General features: G+C 43.7%; 18 protein-coding genes and 2 pseudogenes. 11 read left to right on the forward strand and 9 right to left on the reverse strand.

The window, feature by feature from the left end; genetic code table 11:
* The first annotated feature begins 16 nt into the window (after nt 1-16).
* Nucleotides 17-1,735, forward strand: coding sequence for a S8 family peptidase (locus L1D11_RS04180; protein WP_239862036.1), 1,719 nt, complete (start codon nt 17-19; stop codon nt 1,733-1,735).
* A gap of 210 nt (nt 1,736-1,945) precedes the next feature.
* Here the strand turns inward: L1D11_RS04180 and L1D11_RS04185 are convergent, their stop codons facing one another.
* The gene (locus L1D11_RS04185) at nt 1,946-2,404 is read right to left on the reverse strand and encodes a GNAT family N-acetyltransferase (protein WP_239862038.1); all 459 of its coding nucleotides are present in this window, start codon (nt 2,402-2,404) and stop codon (nt 1,946-1,948) included.
* A 187-nt stretch (nt 2,405-2,591) separates the two neighbouring features.
* On the opposite strand from L1D11_RS04185, the gene L1D11_RS04190 reads away from it, so the two are divergent.
* The 3 genes from L1D11_RS04190 to L1D11_RS04200 all read left to right on the forward strand — a co-directional run bounded on the left by L1D11_RS04190 (nt 2,592) and on the right by L1D11_RS04200 (nt 4,787).
* On the forward strand, nt 2,592-3,347 hold the full coding sequence (locus L1D11_RS04190) for a PAS domain-containing protein (RefSeq protein ID WP_239862040.1): 756 nt from the start codon (nt 2,592-2,594) through the stop codon (nt 3,345-3,347).
* Entirely contained in the window at nt 3,311-3,892 is a 582-nt protein-coding gene (locus L1D11_RS04195; RefSeq protein WP_239862042.1) for a GGDEF domain-containing protein, read from the forward strand. The genes L1D11_RS04190 and L1D11_RS04195 overlap by 37 nt, the downstream gene beginning before the upstream one ends.
* A gap of 151 nt (nt 3,893-4,043) precedes the next feature.
* Nucleotides 4,044-4,787, forward strand: coding sequence for a class I SAM-dependent methyltransferase (locus tag L1D11_RS04200; protein ID WP_239862045.1), 744 nt, complete (start codon nt 4,044-4,046; stop codon nt 4,785-4,787).
* Between the two features lie 123 nt (nt 4,788-4,910).
* Here L1D11_RS04200 and L1D11_RS04205 read toward each other — a convergent pair.
* From L1D11_RS04205 to L1D11_RS04220, 4 genes and pseudogenes are all read right to left on the reverse strand, one after another.
* Nucleotides 4,911-5,381: pseudogene (locus L1D11_RS04205) on the reverse strand (TonB-dependent receptor); the annotation flags it as partial.
* 413 nt (nt 5,382-5,794) lie between these two features.
* Nucleotides 5,795-6,790: a DHH family phosphoesterase gene (locus tag L1D11_RS04210; protein ID WP_239834736.1), complete on the reverse strand. Its 996-nt coding sequence runs from the start codon at nt 6,788-6,790 to the stop codon at nt 5,795-5,797.
* A gap of 261 nt (nt 6,791-7,051) precedes the next feature.
* Entirely contained in the window at nt 7,052-8,782 is a 1,731-nt protein-coding gene (locus L1D11_RS04215; protein WP_239834737.1) for a methyl-accepting chemotaxis protein, read from the reverse strand.
* Nucleotides 8,783-9,289: 507 nt separating this feature from the next.
* Complete coding sequence (locus tag L1D11_RS04220) at nt 9,290-10,219, reverse strand: LysR family transcriptional regulator (protein WP_239834738.1); 930 nt, start codon at nt 10,217-10,219, stop codon at nt 9,290-9,292.
* A gap of 119 nt (nt 10,220-10,338) precedes the next feature.
* Between L1D11_RS04220 and L1D11_RS04225 the strand changes: the two genes are divergently transcribed.
* The 6 genes and pseudogenes from L1D11_RS04225 to L1D11_RS04250 all read left to right on the forward strand — a co-directional run bounded on the left by L1D11_RS04225 (nt 10,339) and on the right by L1D11_RS04250 (nt 16,584).
* On the forward strand, nt 10,339-11,598 hold the full coding sequence (locus tag L1D11_RS04225; RefSeq protein WP_239833542.1) for an adenylosuccinate synthase: 1,260 nt from the start codon (nt 10,339-10,341) through the stop codon (nt 11,596-11,598).
* A 207-nt stretch (nt 11,599-11,805) separates the two neighbouring features.
* Nucleotides 11,806-12,084 (forward strand): annotated as a pseudogene (locus L1D11_RS04230) (ATP-binding protein); the annotation flags it as partial.
* 305 nt (nt 12,085-12,389) lie between these two features.
* Nucleotides 12,390-13,361, forward strand: coding sequence for a tripartite tricarboxylate transporter substrate binding protein (locus tag L1D11_RS04235; protein WP_239833543.1), 972 nt, complete (start codon nt 12,390-12,392; stop codon nt 13,359-13,361).
* A 241-nt stretch (nt 13,362-13,602) separates the two neighbouring features.
* The gene (locus L1D11_RS04240; RefSeq protein ID WP_239833544.1) at nt 13,603-14,103 is read left to right on the forward strand and encodes a tripartite tricarboxylate transporter TctB family protein; all 501 of its coding nucleotides are present in this window, start codon (nt 13,603-13,605) and stop codon (nt 14,101-14,103) included.
* Between the two features lie 10 nt (nt 14,104-14,113).
* On the forward strand, nt 14,114-15,634 hold the full coding sequence (locus tag L1D11_RS04245) for a tripartite tricarboxylate transporter permease (RefSeq protein WP_239833545.1): 1,521 nt from the start codon (nt 14,114-14,116) through the stop codon (nt 15,632-15,634).
* Nucleotides 15,635-15,825: 191 nt separating this feature from the next.
* Entirely contained in the window at nt 15,826-16,584 is a 759-nt protein-coding gene (locus L1D11_RS04250; RefSeq protein ID WP_239833546.1) for a sulfite exporter TauE/SafE family protein, read from the forward strand.
* Nucleotides 16,585-17,216: 632 nt separating this feature from the next.
* Here L1D11_RS04250 and L1D11_RS04260 read toward each other — a convergent pair.
* Entirely contained in the window at nt 17,217-17,630 is a 414-nt protein-coding gene (locus tag L1D11_RS04260) for a VF530 family DNA-binding protein (RefSeq protein ID WP_239833547.1), read from the reverse strand.
* Between the two features lie 401 nt (nt 17,631-18,031).
* Here L1D11_RS04260 and L1D11_RS04265 point away from each other — a divergent pair, with 401 nt between their 5' ends.
* On the forward strand, nt 18,032-19,180 hold the full coding sequence (locus L1D11_RS04265) for an HD domain-containing phosphohydrolase (protein WP_239833548.1): 1,149 nt from the start codon (nt 18,032-18,034) through the stop codon (nt 19,178-19,180).
* A gap of 144 nt (nt 19,181-19,324) precedes the next feature.
* Here the strand turns inward: L1D11_RS04265 and gnd are convergent, their stop codons facing one another.
* The 3 genes from gnd to zwf are packed head-to-tail and all read right to left on the reverse strand — an operon-like array spanning nt 19,325 to nt 23,018.
* On the reverse strand, nt 19,325-20,773 hold the full coding sequence (gene gnd / locus L1D11_RS04270; protein WP_239833550.1) for a decarboxylating NADP(+)-dependent phosphogluconate dehydrogenase: 1,449 nt from the start codon (nt 20,771-20,773) through the stop codon (nt 19,325-19,327).
* Between the two features lie 29 nt (nt 20,774-20,802).
* Entirely contained in the window at nt 20,803-21,519 is a 717-nt protein-coding gene (pgl, locus tag L1D11_RS04275; RefSeq protein ID WP_102423690.1) for a 6-phosphogluconolactonase, read from the reverse strand.
* Nucleotides 21,516-23,018 carry a glucose-6-phosphate dehydrogenase gene (zwf, locus tag L1D11_RS04280; RefSeq protein WP_239833551.1) on the reverse strand — a complete coding sequence of 501 codons (1,503 nt, stop codon included), beginning with the start codon at nt 23,016-23,018 and terminating at the stop codon, nt 21,516-21,518. Before zwf ends, pgl begins: the two co-directional genes overlap by 4 nt.
* Nucleotides 23,019-23,232: the final 214 nt, after the last annotated feature.

Genomic DNA, 23,232 nt, shown 5'->3' on the forward strand with positions numbered 1-23,232 from the left:
TAAGGACGCAACACAGATGAAATACGGATACAGACTTACAACTCTTACTTTAGCTATCATCGCTTCTGCACACGCCACCGCTTCAACAATTAAAGACGATGGTGTTTCACCTCAGATCGTCAATTCGCCTTTCATACAAGACGTAAAAGGTACGATTGTTGAAGATTACTCTAAGCAAACCATTCAACCATCCTTGTTCTCAATGAGAATGATGAGCTCTGCTGATTCACAGCGCGGCGATTGGTTCAATCTATCTGCGAGCTACACAAGGCTTCAAGGCGTAGGTTCTGACGTGGTATATGACTACCTTTTGCCACCGCTAAAGCCAGAGCCAGTGATCGTGGCTGTGCTTGATTCGGGTGTTGATGTGGAACATGAAGACCTTAAAAACAAACTTTGGACGAACAAAGGCGAGATCCCTAACAACGGTATTGATGATGACGGCAATGGCTACATCGATGATATTCACGGATGGAACTTTCTCGGAAACTCTTTAGGGATCAACGTTGATCAAGATACATTAGAGGTCACACGAGAATACAAGAAGTACCTGAAACTTAAGGAAAATGGGCATTGGATTCCGCGCAAAAAGCGTAAGTACTATGAGAGCGTAGAATCCGACTATCTCTCCTCGTTAAAAGACGACCAAGATGCGTTAAATCGTGTCACTACCGCGATTGACCAAGCCAACGAATACAAAGCAGAGATTCTTCAATACGTTGATCAGAAAGACTTTTCGACTAATGGTTTAAAAACGCTATTAGATAACGAAAACGCTAGCGTTGTTGCAGCTGCGCAAGGTCTTCTTAACCTATTTGAATCTTGGTATTCATTTGAATACCTGGAGTCTCGTCGTAGCCGCTATCAAGACTCTTTAGACTTTCATTTAAATCTTGAGCTCGATACTCGTCGCGACATTGTCCTAGATGACATCAATAACCCTTGGGAAAAAGGTTACGGTAACAACGATGTTAAGGGGCCTGTTGGCTCTCACGGCACTCACGTAGCAGGTATCATCGCAGCAGAGCGCGGCAACTTTATTGGTATTGATGGTGTTGCAGACCATGCTCAGATTATGGCGGTACGCATGGTGCCAAATGGGGATGAGCGAGACAAAGACATTGCCAACGCGGTTCGTTACGCTGTCGATAATGGCGCAAAGATCATTAACATGAGTTTTGGTAAAAGCTACTCACCTCGTAAGTACATCGTTGACCATGCATTCCGATATGCCGCTCGTAAAGGTGTGCTGATTGTTCACTCTGCGGGCAACAGCCGCAACGACAACGACATCAAACCAAGCTTTCCAAACCGCTATGCTAAGCACTACCGTTCAAAACCTATCTCAACATGGTTAGATGTAGGTGCCTCTGCAAAATACGCAGACCAAAGCTTAGTCGCAAGCTTCAGTAACTTTGGTCAAGAATCAGTCGATGTATTTGCTCCTGGATATCGCATCTTATCAACCACACCAGGCAACACTTACGGTTCGAAAAGTGGCACTAGCATGGCAGCACCTGTGGTTTCGGGTATAGCGGCATTAGTATGGTCTCGTTACCCAGACCTATCAGTGAAAGAGCTTAAATCGCTATTAATGAACGAATCAAAAGTCTATCCAGAATTGCTTGTTAAAAAGCCTTCTAGCCCGACAGATTTAGTGCCTTTCAACACCCTATCGATTTCCGGAAGCGTGGTTGACGCTGAAGCGATATTCACAGAGTTAGAAACACGCTAAAGCTATCCTATCTATTGATTCATTTAGAAAAAAGGTTGCTCAGAGCAACCTTTTTGTTTTTTATTGCAGCAAAGGAGATTCCAGATACCTCGTCCCTCGATTCTGGAATGACGACAAGAAATAGTAAGGGTGTTGTATTTGTCATTCCCTACAGTGAGGAACGAACGTGATAGGGAATCTCTTTTATCTTGTGTTTCAACTAGACTGCGTCTAGCGCAATTCGATACTCATGAACTGGCTGTAAGGATCTAATTCGTAATCCGCAAAAGGTTCACAGTATCCAAAGCCAAACTTCTCGTACAAATTACGCGCGGGCTTGAAGTACTCCTCAGAACCTGTTTCCAAGCTGATTCTTTGATATTGCCGGTTAGAAGCTGTATCTAGAACATGCTGCAAGAGTTGACTCGCCACTCCAGTATTGCGAGCAAACTGAGAAGTTCGCATCGACTTAAGCTCAGCATGTTGGGAATCCAACTCTTTAATAGCCACGCAACCCAATAATTGACTGTCTTTCCATGCACTGAAAAACGTAATCTCTGGTGATTTCAAAGCATCAAGATCGAGTGCATGCACGCTTTCTGGTGGCGACGTTGCATACATGTCAGCTAAGTGCTCTTCTAATAGCCGAATTACCTCTCCGCCTGACAAATCATCAATTTTTATTTTCATAACGCTTTAATTATCCTTAATAAAATTTTAATCCGTTTTCCATTCAGTAAAATTACGCTAGTGTAGTTAAATGATGAATATCATACTTTGCATGTAGAGTCTCGCTGCATTTACCGTGTCTATCAGCGATATACCCAAATTAATGCAAAGCACCATTTTACGGTAGAGATTAATTGATCAGACCGATATGAGTATCCAACTAGACTTAACGACAGCCTTACCTTGCCAGAACTTCGATTCTGCCCAAGGCTACATTACCCTCCAGGATCATCAGGTCATTGATGTCGACGATAATATCGCGACCCTATTTGGTTACGATGACCGAGAGTCGCTATTAAAGAATGTCGATTTCGTTTATTCCATGGTACCAGAGAGTTACCATGGCGCTCTTCGTGAACGTTACCTCACAGCCATTAAAGGCCAGCTTCAGAAAGGCAAACTGTATAAGGACGTACCTATCAATGGGCGTACTCTATCCCTATTTAGCCTAGCGCACGTTATTAAGCTCAATGACCGCCCTGCTCTTCGAGTCATGATCATCGATATCACATCTGTAGTTGCATCAGAACGTAAACATCAGGAGAAAGACCACATGTATCGCACTCTACTGAAGAGTTCGAAACAAGGTGTGCTCATTCATCAGAACTTCAAACCACTAATGGTTAACCAGGCTTGGGTCGAAATGCAGGGAGCTGAATCGATAGATCAAGTGCTGGCTATGGACTCTGTTATCTCAATCATCCCGCCCGACAATCAAGTCAGCGCGCTAAAACGTAGCCAGAGCATTAGGCCGGTCACACGCCGAGTTTTAGTTCAGTGGTCGAAAACCGTTGCCTTGATGGAAGCAAAAAATACTTCAATATTTACGACAACATCATCTATTGGGAAGGTGAAAAAGCAATTCAAGTGGTGGTCGAAGATGTCACTAGTAAAGTCGCACTAGAAAAAGAGCTCATTCATCGCGCACTTCACGATGACCTTACGCAGGTATTAACTCGTCAGGCGGTTTATGACTGGCTAAAAAAACCGACTAACAATCAAGCTAATATGTCTTGCTTGCTTCTCGATATTGATGACTTCAAAAACGTGAACGACCAATTTGGACATAGCGTCGGTGACACTGTCATTCGGACACTCGCAACGATCATCAAGAAACACGGCAAAGCTCTAAATGGTGTTGTTGGCCGTTGGGGTGGTGGAGAATTTATCGTGTTCTTTCCAAAATCTGTTACATATCACGCAACCGCACTGTCTACTGCTGATTCTCAGGCAAGAGTTGTAGGTGAACGTATCTGTGAAGAATTTCGAAACCATCAGTTTATCGGTTTTAACCGGAAAAAATTCAAAACAAGCGTCAGTATTGGTATTACCGACAGCTGTGTCGTTCGTACCACTCGCTCCCTCAACACACTCATCAGAGTCACGGATGAAGCGCTTTATCAAGCAAAAGCTAACAACCCTGAAGGCGCTTGTGTAGAGCCTAGCTAATCATCTAGAACGCCCCACTTCAGACTTCCACTATTACCCGAAGAATCTAGACAGTAAAAATAGACAAATTTAATTAAGATTTTCTTGTTATTTTCAAGTTCTAGTTTACTATGCGCCACCCCAATTTTTTCAGCAAATGCTGCAGGCAAACATGTCCGCCAACGCGCTCTATACCGACCTATCTGGTTACTATGATTTAATGTGTGTTGATATTGACTACCAAGCGCAAAGTCACTGCGTTCGTAGGCTACATCAGATTTTTGGAAATGAAGGAAAAACTCACCTAGACCTTGGATGTGGTACTGGTCCGCATGTTCGTCACTTTATCGATTATGGCTATCAAAGTAACGGACTTGACCTGAACCAACCCATGCTAGACATTGCTCAAGTTCGCTGTCCTGAAGCTAACTTTTCTGTACAGAACATGAGTAATTTCGAAGTGTCACAACCGTTCGACCTCATTACTTGTTTTTTGTATTCGATCCACTACAACGATGGTATCGAGAAATTAAAAGAGTGCATCGCAAGCGTTCACAAAGCCCTAAATCAAGGCGGCGTCTTCTGCTTTAACGTGGTCGACAAAGATAAGATCAGCAATGATCTGTTTGTTCGTCATACTACTAATCAAAAACAGGACGATTTTACCTTCCGCTCAGGCTGGTATTACTCGGGTGAAGGCCACAAGCAGGCATTGAAGCTCAGTATCGAGAAGACTACGGCTGGTCAGACTCAGGTGTGGAATGATGAACACCCTATGGTGGCGTTCTCATTTAAAGAGTTGATTGAGATATTGAAACCCTACTTTGAGGTTCATATCTTTGAACATGACTATGACAAGCTTTTACCTTGGGATATGCACTCAGGTAATGCTCTCATTGCGTGTGTGAAAAGCTAGTTCACTTCTCTTACGGTGTTCGCTTTCACGAAATAACACCTAAATCAAAAGAACCCACACAACGCTACGTCATGTGGGTTCTTTGCTTTAAAGGGATTTACTTATCAAATCAAATCAGATTGGTTAGAAATCAGTCGTCATACCTACGTAGTAAGTACGTGGTTCTTCAACATAACCAATGTACTCTAACTCTTCCGATACTGACTCATCTGTTAGATTTGAGATACCTGCTCGTCGTCGCACTGAATCATTCACATTGTAAACTGTACCGATGTTCAATGTTGTGTTAGCGTCTTGCGTTAGGTCGCCGTCAATCTGACGCTCACCACGGTAACGCGCACTCAAGAAGGTACTTAGATCGTAAGTTGGGTTTCAGTTAAGCTTCACAAAGCCTGAATGCTTGTAACGCTCTAGCAGCTCTTCACCTGTCGACTTGTCTTCTGTATCTAGGTAAGTGTAGCTACCAGAAACTGCCCATTCGTCGGAGATTTGGTACATACCGCCAAGCTCAACACCTTGAATGATAGCTTCAGACACGTTTTGGTACGTTTTCGCGCCTAAATCTCCCGTTGGTGTACCGTCAGGGTTTTCACATAAACCAATTCATTTTAATCATGAATATTTATAGAGAAGTAATGGAATTTATAGGAAACAACAACCTTTGATTTAACTTGTGATTTTAAGTCACAGATTGAATATTAGAATCAATATGATTTTGACTTTTCATTCAAATTAAAATGCGAAATAAGCCCATTTCCAGCAGTTTTCATTGAGCACATAAATATATTAAACACCGTTAATTCACGAGTAAAATTAAGAAGTATATACGGAAGTAATATCGTTAATTGAACTGAATAAAAAATTATAAAGGCTATGATATTTAATACTTTTTTATTTTTCGAGTGATCTCACCAAAACCTGCAAATGGCTTAATTGGACGTACGAGCCCAATTAAACGCTACATATAAACTTCCACACTAATAAATCACAAAAATATAACATCGCTATTATTTCGAATGGCCTGAATAATAGCTCTCTATTCGTTCAATAAGACGAAGCTTATCTACTTCTTTAAGCGAATTGATTCCGGCAGCGGCTTTCCTTCCACCCCCAGTATCAAAACTCGAACAAATTTCATCTGCCCCAACTCTGTTCGATAAAGGCGCTCTTAGGCTCACAGTGTAAGACTGACCATTAGCGTTTTTCGTTAACACCGCTTGTGCTCGAGCTGGATCTTGATTCACGATCTCATTACTAAACACACCACTGATTCGTCTTGCCCAAGTCTCTGCAGGCAATTCAAACACACGCGCGACGTCACTCTCATAGATCGGAATCAGGTTTGATAATTGTTGGTTGTCGGTTTTATAAGCGGCGCGAAGTTGATAAAACACGGAATCTTTATCATCCAAGAGATCGAATGGGTTAGGGTATTGATAGAGCGCTTGGTAAAGCTCAGTCGGTGAAAAGTGCAGATCACTCAGTGACGCGCCATAGCCGTTATAGTTGATTAGCGTGCCTAGTTCTTCCAAAAAGTCAATTTGAGGTTGGCCAAATCCATTTGTTAGCGCTAGTCGAGCTGCCACCGCTTTTAAATTATCACCAAACGCAGCTGCTATTGCCCACGCTACATATGCTCCCTTGAGTTTTTGGTTGATCAAAAGACTTGTGCAACATTCCGGCGCTGTATTAATGAGAATCTTCAGGAACTCAGACTTGGGGATGTCCCCTGTACGATGATGATCGCAGTAAAAGACATTAACCTCATCTGCAAGCAGTGATTGTAATGCGGGTAGGTTTTTCTCCATCGACACGTCTAAAACAGTCACTGACGTAACATCACTTTGGGGATTCTGTTCCGCTAGCTGGACAGCAACCTGCGAGACCAACTTGATATCACGTTTCACCCCCGTGATTAAAGTGCTCTCTTTAGGCTCATGTAGGCGCAGTTGAAGCAATGCGATGATGCCATCTGCATCTCCGTTGAATACGTCGTAATGCATTTTGTTCCTCTTCCCGTGAGATTCAACCATTCACGATAAAGCAATGCGTACAGATTGTATCGTGAAAGTATAACTAAGCTTAATAGACGATGATTATTTTAACCCTATTTCATAGATACTTAAGTCCAATTTGGAATGCCTTATTCTTAATCCTCTATCTTCGTATTTGTCCAGACCTCTAACATACAAAAAGGCGCAGATAATCCGCGCCTTTCGCTTGAGTTATTTGGCTGCACTTCTTTTAATGCAACTAGGTTGCTTCTAAGATGTCTTAAACTGTGCGACTGCTTTGTCCATGTCACTTGCTTGCTCTGCGACTTTATTGACTTCAACCATACAGTGCTGTGCTGACACGTTGTTATCGTTAGAAATGGTATTAAGCTCTGTGATTGAATCACTCACTTGTGCCATTACCGCACCCTGCTCTTCAATAGCGGAAGCGATACGTTCAGAGTTGCGTTGAATACCTTCCATATCGTTTAAAATGAGCTTTAGGCTAGCATCGAGATCTTCCGAATCTTTTAGTGTCAGTTGACCTTGTTGGTTACACTCACCAATTTCTATCATCGAGGAATTCATTTGGCTCTGAATTGCCGTTACAACACTGGTTATTTCAGTCGTTGATTGGTGTGTGCGACTCGCTAATGCACGGACTTCATCGGCAACAACCGCAAAGCCACGACCTTGTTCACCGGCACGAGCTGCCTCAATGGCTGCATTCAGTGCTAATAAGTTGGTTTGTTCTGCAATACCTTGGATGATGTTTACCGCATCACCAATTTGATCCACATGATGGTTCAGTGAACTGATTGAATCTTGGCTACTTGATAAACGTTCAGACAACTGAGTAATGTTGTTGATAGTGTCGACCACCACTTCACGGCCTTTATCGGCGTTCATTTTAGCTTGATGAACCCCTTCAGCCGCAACGGATGTGCTTTCTGAGATCTCGCCAATTGTGAGCACCATCTCTTGTACTGATGTTGTCATGGTTGAAGTATGATTAGCTTGAACTTCAAACTGTTTGATCACCGATTCAAGCCCATCATGCATGTTAGAAGTACTTTGAGTCAGTTGTAGAGACTTAGATTGAGAGGCAGAAATCAAGCCTTCAAGCTGATCAAGCAATTGGTTGAAGTATTGGCCTAGCGTGCTCAGTTCGTCTTTACCTTCCAGGTGTGAACGTATTGACACATCGTTTGAATTAACGATATTGCGGATAACCGAAAGTAGTGACTCAATTTTACCAATAATAGAACGGACGATTAACCAGCTAAACAGAATGATCGACACTAGTATTGTGACACAAAGGATGTTGTTGATCAGCGACAGTTTGTCCATCTCTTGCTGTGTTTTTCGGGCTAGAGCGGCCGAAAACTCTTTAAACTGAGCCTCGATAATGTGTGAGCCTGAACGCGCCTCACCTAGCAGACCTTCATTATACTTTAAACCTATCGTTTGCTTCTGTTCAACCACTTGACGAGCAACATCTATCAAAGCAGCTGAGCTACTCATATTCGAAGTTATAGAAAGAACACTGGGGTCAAACTCTCCCTTCTCAATTAAGTCATTGAACAGGTAAAGCTCGATTTTTTGTTCAGCACTGGCTGTCGCGCTGATGTTATCGAGCAAAACATGAAACTCGCCTAGCAAGCCTTTGTCTCGCGCTAACCCATAGACTTCACTCGCTTTTACTAAGTTAACAAAGCTTGTGTGGTAGGTTTCAATGTCTTCACGTAAGCGTGTGCTGTTGCTGTTGGCTAAATCTAAGTCACTTAACACTGCTTCTAATTCTGATTCAGCCGCTAAGAATTTGTTGTAGTCTACGTCGAACTTGTCGAGATATTTCATATCGCTACGCAGTAAGAAATCTTTCTCGTTACGGCGCAGGCTGAGCAAGCGTACTTGAAGCTCTTTGGTAACTTGTTTGGCTTCACCCATTTGAGCTGTGGTTTCTGCAAATTGTGATGTGGTAAACAGCAGTGAAATCATGCCGAAGATGGAGAATATCCCCAGGGAATAGAGCTTTTGCTTTATATTCATATACGTGGCTCGTCTTTACTAAATTAACTATGAGTATCTAATTGATCCCATCGATTCATGGATATACAACTCGTGCGATCTGGTTATTGTTATGGTTTTGTATCAGTAATGAGCACTAAACCTAGGGACTGTTTAGCCCACCAGTAATGACATGCTCAATGGTATTCAACCAGAGAATGACTCTTTTCACTAGAGATAAAAGAATCAATAACACAAATTGAATATATGTACATCAGTTGATTGATAAAAGTGAGAGGCGGCTATTTGACAGGGTGTGAAACCCAGTAACGCATAGCTATGTAAGACTTTAAATTAAAAAACTTTGGATTATAATTGACCGTAGGGTCATAAATGACACTTTTTGGCTCATCAAACGAGCAAGAGCGAAGAGCAATATTGGATATTTTGCCTTGGTTTTTAACCACATTCTGTGGTGAGGTTATCTTTACACCCTCTTCACTCAGCGGTCTTATCATCTTTGCGTTGCAACAAAGTAATCTCGTCATTTACCCAACCTAATAACTGCTTGCTCGCTTTCGACAAGACTTGGTTCTGCCGAACAACATAGCCAAGGCTAGTACTAGAAAAATTCGTTAATGGTGTCACTTTTGAATTTAGATGATGCTTGGTTGATACCGCAAATTCAGGAACGATAGCCATACCAAAACCAGCTTCTGCCCAATCGATTTGAGCATCGACACTCCCTACTTCCATCACCCTATAACTAGGTAGATTAAGGCTCGGCAAACCTTCATCAATGAAGTCACGCGTTCTTGTATCGTGGCCAAGTAAAATTAAGGTGAGTTCAGAATCATCTTCTGCGCCTTTAACCTCATTTTTTATCTTTCTATCTAATCCTTGAGAATCAAACCCATCGCCTAACGCACACCATGAAAGCTCTTGAAGCTTAGTAAAATAGAGTGACTCGTTGTGTTGCTCTTTCGCAATCACAAAACCAAGATCCGCCTGAGCGTTCTTGACTAAACTCGATGCCTGATATGATGTGGTATTCAACAAAGTAAGGTCAATACCAGGATACTGCGCTTTGAACTTCTGGAATGGGCGAATTAGCAAGAATCGAGAAATGATGTCACTAACGGCAATGGTTAACGTCCCCATTTTTAGGTCATTAATGGCGTTGAGATCGGCCTGACAAATCTGCAGTTCGAGCAGCGTTCTATGGCTTGTTTCCAATAGCCGTTCACCTGCTTGAGTCAATTGAAAAGGGCTTCTCTCTATCAACTTTATGCGTGTTTGTTGTTCTAATTGTTTCAGGTGCAAACTCACATTGGGCTGTGTCATATGAAGCGCATTGGCCGCTTTCCCAAAATGTTTGTACTCCGCAAGCGTCACAAACGTCTTCAACAAATTAATATCGAGCATCATATCCCTCCCATGTTTTCTATATAATATATGAAATTCTTATCAAGGTAATAAAGGTAATTAATTTCTCTTATCCATCTTAAGGGCCTAACATGATTTCTCAATCAGTTAGGAGAAAAATTATGCCATCTATCGTTGTTGTGGGCGCAAACTGGGGTGATGAAGGCAAAGGCCGCATCGTCGATTTTTTAGCAGACCAAGCCTCTGCTAGCATTCGTTTTCAAGGCGGAAACAATGCAGGTCATACTGTGGTTAATGACTTCGGTACATTCAAACTGCACCAATTACCTAGTGGTATTTTTAATTCTGATTGTACGGCGGTTCTTGGCCCTGGCATGGTAATAAGCCCTGCTGCGCTAACTGAAGAGATTGCAGAAGTACAAGCCGCTGGCATCAAAGTGAAAATGGCGATCTCAGATCGTGCGACACTTTGCCTCCCTTTACACGCTCTTGAAGATACGCTTGAAGAAGAGCGTTTGGGCGATGGCGCTTACGGTTCAACACGCCAAGGTATTGCACCAGCGTACGGCGATCGAGTAATGAAAAAAGGTATTCTTGTGGGTTGGCTGAATCAACCTGAGATTTTAGAGCAGCGTATTCAATTCCTACTTGACTGGAAGATGCCTCAGCTTAAAGCGCTCTACCCTCAATGTGACTTCTCTCAGACTGCTTCTGAAATGACAGAATGGCTACTTGAAGTGACAAAAGCTTGGCGCCCGTTCATTTGCAACGTCACTGAGCCGCTTAAAGCACTGCAATCACAAGACGCGAACCTACTATTTGAAGCTCAACTTGGTGCAGGCCGTGACCTTGTCTACGGTGAGTACCCTTGGACAACGTCTTCGAATGTAACCGCAGCCTACGCGGGTATCGGTAGTGGCTTACCTGCCCTTCGCCCTGAGCGTGTAATTGCTGTTGCTAAATCTTTCAGCTCATCTGTGGGTACTGGCACGCTCGTTACAGCAATGGAAGAGCAAGACAGCTTCCGCGAAAGTTCTAACGAGTACGGCGCAACTACGGGTCGCCCACGTGATATGGGTTACTTTGATGCAGTGGCAACTCGTAATGGCGTTGACCTGCAAGCCGCGACTGAAATCGCACTGACTAAGATTGATTGCCTGTCTGGCTTATCTGAACTTAAGATTTGTACGGCTTATTCCGGTGAACACACTGAGAACCCGATTTGGCCACAAACGGCCGAGCTAAAGCCTGTATATGAAGATATGGCAGGTTGGGATGAAGACATCACGGGTTGCCGCACGTTTGAAAGCCTTCCTCAAGCAGCACAAGATTACGTAACTCGTATCGAAGAGTTGATGGGCGTGCCAATTGTCATGGTATCGGTAGGTCCTGAGCGCGAACAAATGATCATTCGAGGCTAGTTTAAAAGACGACAACACTACATCAAAGCCCACATCCAGTGGGCTTCTTGTTGCCTGAAACAATAACCGGAATCTAGCTTTCTCAGCTGATAGGAGAACAACGTAATATGCATAACTCGTTCCTTTTCGGTTGTTCTCTCTTTGTCGAAAGATCTGATCGCCGAACCAGCTTTTAGTTCACTTCAATTTTTATCCCGAGCTCAGGTTAACCTAGTTGGGCTACGAGATTCAGAACGAAGCAAAGAGCCGCTCATTCAACTGGATAGAGATGTGCTAACCAACCTTATTGGCGACCCTTTAAGGCTTGGGCAAATATTGATTAACCTGAGTAACAATGCCGCCAAATTCACCGAAAAAGGTGAAGTAAAGATCTCGTTCTCAGTAGCAGAAAGACAAAGCGATGATATCAAATTGAACTTTGTCATCACTTACAGCGGTATCGGTATCGGTATCGGTATCGGTATCGGTATCGGTATCGGTATGACGTAAAAGCAAACCACTAAGCTGTCAATCAGTTTGCTCAAGCTTATGGCTCAACCACTCTATAATATTGTAGCTCAGCTCCAGTGGCTCTATTTTTTCCTGTATACAACACGTAGCTTTGAACTTTATGAACAATATTAATCCAATGTTCTTTATTCTCAATATCGCCGCATTACAGACACCTCATTAACATACCGTTAACTTTAACTTCATCTACTAAGCGATGTTCTACTCATCTGTTTAGTAGCTGGAAATAAAACATAAGTTTCTCTCCATTGAAGAGATCCCCTACATAAGGAACGTGAACCATGTTCAAGGCACTGAAACCTACTCTTGCAGCTTCTATTATCGCAGCAACCTTTTCTTTCAACACTTTTGCTGCTGACGTAGAGAAAATCCACTTCCTAATCCCTGGCGGCGCTGGTGGCGGTTGGGATATGACAGCTCGTGGTACGGGTGATGTATTGGTGAAATCAGACATCGTAGAAAATGTCTCTTTCCAAAACCTATCTGGTGGCGGTGGCGGTAAAGCGATTGCTCACTTAATCGAAACAGCTCAACGCCAAGAAGACACACTAATGGTGAATTCAACGCCTATCGTTGTTCGCTCACTAACGGGTATCTTCCCTCAATCTTTCCGCGACCTAACACCAGTTGCTGCAACCATTGCTGACTATGGTGCGATCGTTACGTCTGCTGATTCTAAGTACAACACATGGGAGGACGTAGTAAAAGAGTTCGAGAGCAACCCACGTAAAGTAAAAGTTGCTGGCGGCTCTGCACGAGGCAGCATGGATCACCTTGTTGTCGCAGCAGCGTTCAAAGGCGAAGGCTTTGATGCGAAAAAAGTGCGTTATATTGCCTACGATGCGGGCGGTAAAGCGATGGCGGCATTGCTTTCTGGCGAAACACAACTGCTTTCAACTGGTCTTGGTGAAGTACTAGAGATGTCCAAATCTGGCCAAGTGAAAGTGCTTGCTGTAACGGCTCCAAAACGTTTAGACGCAGCGCCTAACATCCCAACACTGACTGAGTACGGCAACGAGACAGTATTTGCTAACTGGCGTGGTTTCTTCGCGGCTCCGGGCACAAGCCAAGCGAAAGTCGACCAGTGGAATGTAGCGCTTGGAAAAATGTACAAGACCGATGAGTGGCAAGTGGTTCGTGACCGTAACGGTTGGATTGACAACTACAAAGCTGACAAAGATTTTTACACCTTTCTAGAAGACCAAGAAAAACAAATGGGCGACCTAATGCGTGAGCTTGGTTTCTTGAAGTAACCAACGATCAGAGAGGGTCTTTGTATCCTCTTACTCTTTCCTTGTTTCGCCGTACATGAGTTTACTAAAACTCCTTTGTTTATTCGTAACGTATTACCAAAGCTTGCCAATTCGTTGTACACGCAAGTGGCTAAAGCAGCACTGTAATTCGCTTACCTTCGGTTAGTGATCCCAGACATTACTCATTAACTCACTCATATACGGCTTTTTTACTTTCTATACCCCCCAAATGGAGTTGGATATGTCGGACTTACCAACCAAATTTTTTAGTAAAGAATCTCTGCTGTCGAGTGATCGTCTCGGCGCAATGATCTTCATGCTAGCGTGCTTGTGCTACGGCTACCAAACTACCCTAATTCCGCTATTTCCCGGTGATGAGTACGAACCCTTTACCGCGAGAACATTGCCTGCCCTACTGACTTTCATTGGCATCGGCCTTTCACTGATTTTGCTTGTTACTGGCCAACCAGACAAAAAGCTTAAGTGTGAAACCGCGCCTTTGAACTGGAAACTACTGATTGGTTTCTTAGTGCTAATGGCGTTTTACGGCGTTGGACTGACATACCTAGGCTTCGTTTTAGCAACAAGTTTCTTCTTGCTTGCTGGCTTTTACCTACTGGGAGAGCGCCGCAAAGCAGTCTTATTTGGTGCGTCGTTTCCTTTCGTTATCGCGTTCTTTCTTTTATTAACTCAAGGCTTAGATATCTACCTAGAGCCTGGTCTAATCTTCACTCTTTGGTAGGGATAACATTATGTTAGACGGAATTTTACAAGGACTTTCGACCGCGGTGATGCCAATGAACATCATGATGGTAATTGTGGGCTGCTTCGTTGGTACCTTCATCGGTATGTTACCGGGGTTAGGTCCAATTTCAGCAATCGCATTGATGATCCCTATTACATACGGCCTAGATCCTTCATCTGGCCTAATCTTAATGGCTGGTGTCTACTACGGCGCGGTTTTTGGTGGCTCAACGTCATCAATCTTAATCAATGCTCCGGGTTGTTCTTCAACGGTAGTAACCGCATTCGACGGCTACCCGATGGCACAAAAAGGCCAAGCAGGTAAAGCACTTGCTCTCGCCGCTTACTCTTCTTTCACTGGCGGTACACTTTCAGCAATCATGTTATTGATCGCGGCTCCGGCGCTAGCAAGCGTGTCACTGAGCTTCCAGTCTTCAGACTACTTTGCACTGATGCTATTAGGTCTATCTGCTGTAGCAGCGTTTGCAGGCCCTGGTCAGGTTATCAAAGCGTGGATGATGACTATTTTAGGCTTGATGCTGTCAACTGTCGGTATCGACAAAGGTGTTGGTGTTGAACGTTTCACATTCGGCCTAACGGACTTAATGGATGGCTTCAGCTTCTTATTGTTAGCGATGGCAACCTTCGCACTGGGCGAAACCTTAATGGGTATTCTTAAGCCAGAAAAAGACACCAGCGCTGAAGAAAGCCAAAAGATGTCTGATATCGGCAGCATGAAAGTGACCAAAGAAGAGATCAAAGAAGTGGCTCCGGTTTCGATTCGTTCTTCGATTCTTGGCTTCTTTACTGGCGTACTTCCGGGTGCTGGCGCGACCATCGCGGCCTTCTTGAGTTACGGCATGGAGCGTAGCCTTGCGCCGAAAGATAAACAGAAACAGTTTGGTAAAGGCAGTATTCGTGGTCTTGTTGCTCCAGAATCGGCAAACAACGCAGCATCAAGTGGTTCATTCGTTCCACTTCTAACGCTGGGTATCCCGGGCTCTGGCACCACCGCTATCATGCTTGGCGCATTAATTGCTTACGGTATTCAGCCTGGTCCTCGTCTGTTTGTCGAGCATCCAGATGTATTCTGGTCGGTAATCATCTCTATGTACTTTGGTAACATCGTACTGGTTATCTTGAACCTACCGCTTATCCCGTACATCTCTAAACTGCTGGCTGTACCGAGAACTGTATTACTACCAATGATTTTGTTCTTCTCAATCACAGGTGTTTACTTAGTCTCTTTCAACACCATGGATGTATTTGTAATGTTGATTATTGCGATGGCTGCCATTGCGTTGAGGTTGGCTAACTTTCCTCTCGCGCCGCTACTGCTTGGCTTTATCTTAGGTGGTTTGATGGAAGAGAATCTAAGACGTGCGCTGATGATCAGCGATGGTGAACTCAGCTTCTTGTGGGAGCGCCCAATCACGATGACATTCACTATCCTTGCGGTATTGGTTCTATCTAGCCCGATTCTAGTGAAACTATTCAAGAGCTTTAGAGTAAAACCAGTGGAAGTTTAAAGTTCTACCAAATCAATTAAATCTCAACGAAAGGAGCCATTGGCTCCTTTTTTCATTTGGACTTTCAATACGAACCAGCAGTAAAAGATGGTAGCAAACTCACAAACTAACACCTTCAACACGCTCAGCTCTGATATTCTTAACAAAATAAAGTAAGGTAACCAGTCATTTAACGCATTGGACTCAAAACTATGGATTGGTTGGTTCTATTTCTCTCAGGCGTGATTGGCGGTGTGCTTAACTCTATTGCAGGAGGCGGAAGCTTTATCACCTTCCCTGCCTTATTATTTGCTGGTGTCCCACCAATAGCCGCAAACGCGACCAATACCTTTGCATCATGTGCAGGCTACATCAGTGGCGCTTATGCACTGCGTCATGAGATTCAATCGGGTACCAAGAAACTAAAACTGACCATTACTTTGTGCGTACTAGGTGGTGGTATTGGTGCTTTCTTGTTATTACACACGCCCGAAGCTTTATTTACTCAGTCCGTACCTTGGTTACTGCTTTTTGCAGCGTTGCTTTTCACTTTTGGCGGAACACTAAACAAATGGCTTAAGCGCGCCACAGAAAAACACAAACACGCCACCAGCGCTGGGGCTTTTTTTTCAGCACTATTACTACTCGTTGTGTGTATCTACGGCGGCTATTTCAACGCAGGATTAGGCATAGTGACATTAAGCTATTTGGCTCTTGCTGGTTACACCAATATCAATGTAATGAATGGGATCAAACTGCTGGTTTCAGCTTGTGCCTCGCTTGCGGCAATTGTGTTTTTTATCGTCAATGGGTCGATTGATTGGCCATCTGGCATGGCGGTTTTAATGGGGACATTGGTTGGAGGCTATTACTCAGCGAAGATCTCTCGCCGCATTCCAAAACAGTACGTTCGAAACACAGTGATCATTGCGAGTTTTTTAATCACTGCCTACTTCTTTTATGATAGTTAAATTGGTGCCACTTAAGCACAACATCATTGAGGCTAATAACAATCAGTACCACCGATAAAATTTCACCTCTAACCCACCACTCGGCTATTTTATTGATTATAAAACAACCACCCCGAAATATGAGAAAGCAGTCGTTCAATTAGTAAATTTGATAACAATTTAGACTGTTTTTTAGCCTTTTATTCACACTAAATGGGATAATTCTCCTGTCGAAAATGAGACTTTATTAGGAGGTGTTATGAACATTAAACTCGGTCATGTCATCAAGTCGACTCATTTGCTTTGTCGCTTTTCTTGCTGCCACATTCGCGTGGATCCTAAAAATGCCCGCTTTGTTTTCTGTGTCAGCGCTCTTCTTACTGGTCAGCGCTATCGTTTATGTCGCCGATCTTTGGAAGAACCAAAAGAGAAATCGCGAAGCTTAAGACTTAACAGCAATAAGCTAAGTACACGAAAAAAGGAGCGCTTAGGCTCCTTTTGTATTTTTTGTTCATCGTTTTATTTGCCGTAAGGATCGTTTTTAGAGGCGCCTTTTAGTGGTAACACCTTATCTAAAACCGCGTCTTTATTTAAAGATACCCAGCTCTATCGACGCCCTAGTTTATCGGCGCTCAATTTTATCGAGCCTATTTTTATCGACGAAAGTTACGACCGTTGCCGCCGCGACGAGCTTTAAATGCAGAAGCCGCTTTCGCTTGTGAAGCTTGAATCGACTCGACTGTTAGCTCCATAGGCTCACGAGGCTCTAACCCGTGGCGAAATGTACGTGAACGCGGAGGCATTTGGTATTCAATGTCCGACGCTTTAGGCATGCGCTTGAAACGGTAAAGGTAGAAGTTTTCGACCTTTTCACGAGCCCACTCAGTCTTCTTAAGGTATTTAACAGCGCTTGCGATAGTTGGCTTAGTGTTAAAGCAGTTCATACGCATTGCCGCATCTAAAATTTCCCAACCATAATGGTCCACCAATTCAGTGACCATGGTTTCAAGCTTCAAGCCATGCAGTGGGTTGTTTCGTTGCAGTTCGATTCTTTCTTCTTCAGTCATAACATTACCTTTTTCAAGGCAGATCAACGCCTTGAATATATGCTAGAACGCCATCATCACTGACCGCTTCTTGCTTAATCACTTAGGCATTATGTCCATTGCCCTTATTTATTTCGTTATGATGGCATAAAGCGTGTTGGTTATCCTATTTATCTTTTCATTTAATTTTAAAACGTTCATTAAACGCTGTGACATTCAACATTTGGGCTAGCTCCTGTTTGGACCTATACAAACAAAAGTGCTAGTTAACAAAACTGATGAGAACAAACTGAAATAACCTTTATTTCTTTATTGTTATTGTCTTTTATCCGCACGCGGTGCTATGGTTAGAGGAACGTCGAAAAATAAAAATACCCCCTACTAAACAATGATATAAGTATAAATAAAGGTTGGCTTGCAACATGTTTGACCACTCCCAAATCAATAGAGTAGCCGCGCAGGATAAGGACATTATCGCCATCGTTGATGACCTTTTCCGGCTAGCTCGTGAACATTACACCTCATTATCGCGGCTCTCGGTCATATTATGCAGTGACAATAGAGCATCGAATTATTTTGTGTCAGATGCCCTAAGTAAAGAAGCAGAGCATCGTTATATTGATCTAGAAATAAAACCAGAATCAGCGTTGTCGCGATTAGCAGAATCTCTCGATACGCGCATCATTCATGATCTCAGTTTGACTCCACCAACAGTGCAAACTTGCCATTTATTAAAGCTCGGCCATCAGAGCAGTTACACAACCCCTATTCACTATCAAGAACATAATCTTGGGTTTGTATTCGTTAACGCCTCATCGATTGGGTTCTTTTCTGAGCCGTCAATACAATGCGATGTGGCTTATCTCACTCAAGTCATCTCAAGCTTGTTCATTCAACTGTTTGAGCGGCAACGTCACTTTCAATCTTCCTTAGTAATTACACTGAATATGGGGCACGCTCGCGATCCGGAAACCAAAGAGCATCTGATTCGGATGGGCAAATACAGTGAACAATTAGCTCGAACCCTATCAAATACAAACAAAGAAATTACCCACCAGTTCATCCATCGTATTCGCTTATATGCGCCCTTTCACGATATAGGGAAATACCGAATTCCGGATAATGTATTGTTCAGTACCGAGCGTTTCTCCGATGAGGAGAGAGCGATAATGAACAACCATACGTTATATGGGGAAGACATGATTAATGATGTGGTTGCGCTATCTCACCACAGCTCAATGTGTTCGAAAGAAATCCAGTTCATCAAGAATATCGTTCGTCATCACCATGAAAGGTTTGACGGTTCAGGCCTACCCGATGCATTAAGAGGCCAAGCCATACCGTTGGAAGCCAGAATAGTGACCTTAGCAGATGTTTTTGATGCGCTGATGAGTAAAAGAGCCTATAAACGGGCATGGACATTAAATGAAGTGATGGAATACATAGAGATACACAACGGCTCGATATTTGACCCACAGTGTGTCAAAGCGCTGAAACAGAACCTCGACTACTTCCTGTCAATTAGAAAGCAATATAACGACGATATTCAACCGCAAGCCATGACAGCTTAGTTCGAACTTCTGCTGCAAGATCCCAATCTAATATCAAGCTTTAACGAAACCACAGCCAACAAAAAAGGATGCCAATAGGCATCCTTTTGATTTCTAGCTTTTACGTTTAAAAGCCTCGGAGCTCTTAACAGCTTCTCACTACGATTATACGTCGTAAGTTGTAGAAGCAGTATCGCCGCCTGTACCAGTCCAGTTTGTGTGGAAGAACTCACCACGTGGACGGTCAGTACGCTCGTAAGTGTGAGCACCGAAGTAGTCACGTTGAGCTTGAAGCAGGTTAGCTGGTAGACGTGCAGTTGTGTAACCGTCTAGGAAAGATAGCGCAGAAATCGTACATGGCATTGGGATACCAGACTCTAGAGATTTCGCTGCTACTTTACGCCATGCCGCTAGGCTGCTTTGTAGGATGTTTTTGAAGTACTCATCAGAACCTAGGAACGCGATGTCTGGGTTTGCTTCGTACGCATCGCGGATATTACTTAGGAATGCAGAACGGATGATACAACCACCACGCCACATTAGTGCTACGTTACCGTAGTTTAGGTCCCAACCGTTCTCGTTAGATGCTTCGCGCATTAGCATGAAGCCTTGAGCGTAAGAGATGATCTTAGAAGCTAGTAGAGCTTGACGTAGTGCATCAACCCACTCTTGCTTGTCACCTTCAACTGGAGTAATTGTCTTGCCGAATAGAGTTTCAGCTTCAACACGTTGATCTTTCAGTGCAGATAGGCAACGAGAGAATACAGACTCAGAGATAAGCGTTAGAGGAATACCTAGGTCTAGTGCGTTAATACCTGTCCACTTACCAGTACCTTTTTGACCTGCAGTGTCTAGGATCTTCTCAACTAGCGCTTCACCGTCTTCATCTTTGTAACCAAGGATGTCAGCAGTGATTTCAACTAGGTAGCTGTCTAGCTCAGTCTTGTTCCAATCAGCAAATACAGCTTGCATCTCGTCAGCAGACATACCTAGGCCATCTTTCATGAACTGGTATGCTTCAGTGATAAGCTGCATGTCACCGTATTCGATACCGTTGTGTACCATCTTAACGAAGTGACCAGCACCATCGTTACCAACCCAGTCACAACAAGGCTCACCAGCGTCAGTTTTTGCAGAGATACCTTGGAAGATTGGCTTAACCGCTTCCCAAGCTTCAGCTGCGCCGCCTGGCATGATTGAAGGACCGAAACGAGCACCTTCTTCACCACCAGATACACCAGTACCGATGAAGTGGATGCCTTTTTCACGACAGTGCGCTACGCGACGGTTAGTGTCTGGGTAGTTAGTGTTACCACCATCAATGATGATGTCGCCTTCGTCTAGAAGTGGGATTAGGTTGTCGATGAACGTGTCTACAACGTCACCAGCACGAACCATAAGCATCACTTTACGTGGCGTTTCTAGTTTCTCAACTAGCTCTTCTAGAGAGTAAGCACCGACAATGTTAGTACCTTTAGCTGGACCTTCTAGAAACTCGTCTACTTTCGCAGCAGTACGGTTGTGAGCCACAACTTTGAAGCCGTGGTCGTTCATGTTTAGGATAAGGTTCTGACCCATTACTGCTAGGCCAATTACACCGATATCACCTTTCATTATTTATATCTCCTTGCGGCTAGTCGCACTTATGCGATAGCACTTGCTGCATTTGAATCTAGGAACCACTCTGTTTCGCCAGTTTTAGACTGGATTTTCGCTGCCGGGTAAGGCAACTCTGAAGCAGGAGTAGTATGAATTTCTTTAACGATCTCAACTTTACCTGCACCCAGTACTAGGTAGCTGATTCGTTTTGCTGCTTCTAAAACTTTCGCAGTTTTAGAAACACGGATTTGACCAGACTCAGGGTGAGAAGCCAGTACAGACAGGTTCTCATCTTGGTAGTTTGTTGCGCCCGGGAATAGTGAAGCCGTGTGGCCATCTGCGCCAACACCTAGCAGAATCCAATCGAAAACAGGTGTGCCGTTTTCACAAGGAATCACATCAGCCATCTCTTTAGCAAAACGTTCTGCTTCTGCTTTCGGCTCATCTTCACCACGGATGCGGTGGATGTTCTCAGCAGGAAGATTTACTTGAGAGAATAAAAGTGCGTTTGCTTCACCGTAGTTGCTTTCTGCATCATCCGGTGCAACACAGCGCTCATCACCCCACCAGAAGTGAAGGTTATTCCATTGAATGCCTTCTGCGTATGGCGCTTGAGCCAATAGTTTGAAAAGCATTTTAGGTGTACTACCACCAGACAGTGAAATGTGAACAGGTTTACCCTGCTCGCTGTACGCTTTCATTTCGTTTGCTAGGTTCTCAACAACTAGCTCTGGCGTTTCAAAGATCTTGTGGTTGATCATAGTTCGCAGTAATCCGTGTCTGTTAAGTTTTTGCATGGGAAACGCCATGCGCGGCCATCACGTTGCAGAAGTTCATCCGCTTCCTGTGGGCCCCAAGTACCACAAGCATAGCCAAACAGTGCTTGAGGATCTTGTTTAAAGTCTAAGATTGGTTGAACGTACTTCCAACATGCTTCTACCGCATCGGTACGTGCAAACAGAGTCGCATCACCGTTTAGTGCATCAAGAAGAAGACGCTCGTAAGCCGTTAGCATTTGAGTTTCTGGCAAATCAGAGTAAGAGAAGTTCATTTTCACTTCTTTTGCTTTGAAGCCTGCGCCCGGCTCTTTCAAACCAAAGCTCATCTGAATACCTTCGTCCGGTTGGATACGGATGATCAGTTTATTTTCTGGTGCATCTTGACCAAATACTGGGTGCGGCGTGTTCTTAAAGTGAATCACGATTTCCGTTACGCGTGTTGGTAAGCGTTTACCAGTACGCACGTAGAATGGAACCCCATTCCAACGCCAGTTATTGATATGAGCTTTCAGACCAATGTAAGTTTCAGTACGAGAGTCATCCGCTACGCCCGGCTCTTCACGGTAACCAAGTAAATGCTGACCGCGAACGTCAGACGCTGTGTATTGACCAAGAACCAAGTCTTTACGTAGGTCTTCTTCTTCAAGAGGTTTCAGGCACTGAAGTACTTTAACCACTTCGTCACGAATAGAGTCAGCGTTAATTTGAGCTGGTGGTTCCATACCAACCATTGCTAATACTTGTAGCAGGTGGTTCTGGAACATGTCACGAACTGCGCCAGAACCATCGTAGTAGCCGCCACGTTCTTCAACGCCAAGGAATTCTGCACCTGTGATTTCAACGTAATCAATAAAGTTACGGTTCCACAGTGGTTCAAACATCGCGTTTGAGAAACGAAGCACTAGAAGGTTTTGTACCGTCTCTTTACCTAAGTAGTGGTCGATACGGTAGATCTGGTGTTCTTGGAAGTGATGATGGATCTCTTCATCTAACGCTTGAGCAGAAGCTAAATCGTAACCAAATGGCTTCTCGATGATCAGACGGCGCCAGCCATTCGTTTCATCGTTAAGGCCATGCGCAGCAAGGTTTGCTGGGATAACACCGTACAAGCTTGGCGGCGTTGCCAAGTAGAACAAAGTGTTGTGGTTTTCGAATTGGCAGTCTTGCTCAAGTTTGTCTAGACGTTGTGCTAAACGAGCGTAATCGTCTACATCTGAAGTGTTGATCGCTTGGTAATGCAAATGTTCAATAAATGCATTCAGCGTCTCTGGTTCAGTTTGTTCCATTTCCTGAAGAGACTTCTTCAGCTTCTCGCGGTAAGACTCATCGCTGTACTCAGTACGGCTCACTCCAAGAATCGCAAAGGATTCTGGTAGTTGATTGCTAGCATACAGGTGGTACAAAGCAGGAATTAACTTACGGTAAGTTAGATCTCCCGACGCACCAAAAATAACGATGCTGCTGTTTTCAGGTATTACCATCATCTTTCCTATAAAAACAAGGTTTTTAGTATTCGCCAAAGGTATCAGCGAGATACGAAAATAGATAATAGGTCTTAACTATTACATCAATAGTAAGCGCCTATTAAATTTGAGAATGCGTTTGGTAAACGAGGATGAAAGCTGTCACCTCTATTCGGGACGGTATTGTCTATGACTATTTGGTTTACATCAACCACTGTGAAAGCAATCGATT

The organism is Vibrio sp. Isolate32 (assembly GCF_022397955.1).
GTDB lineage: Bacteria > Pseudomonadota > Gammaproteobacteria > Enterobacterales > Vibrionaceae > Vibrio.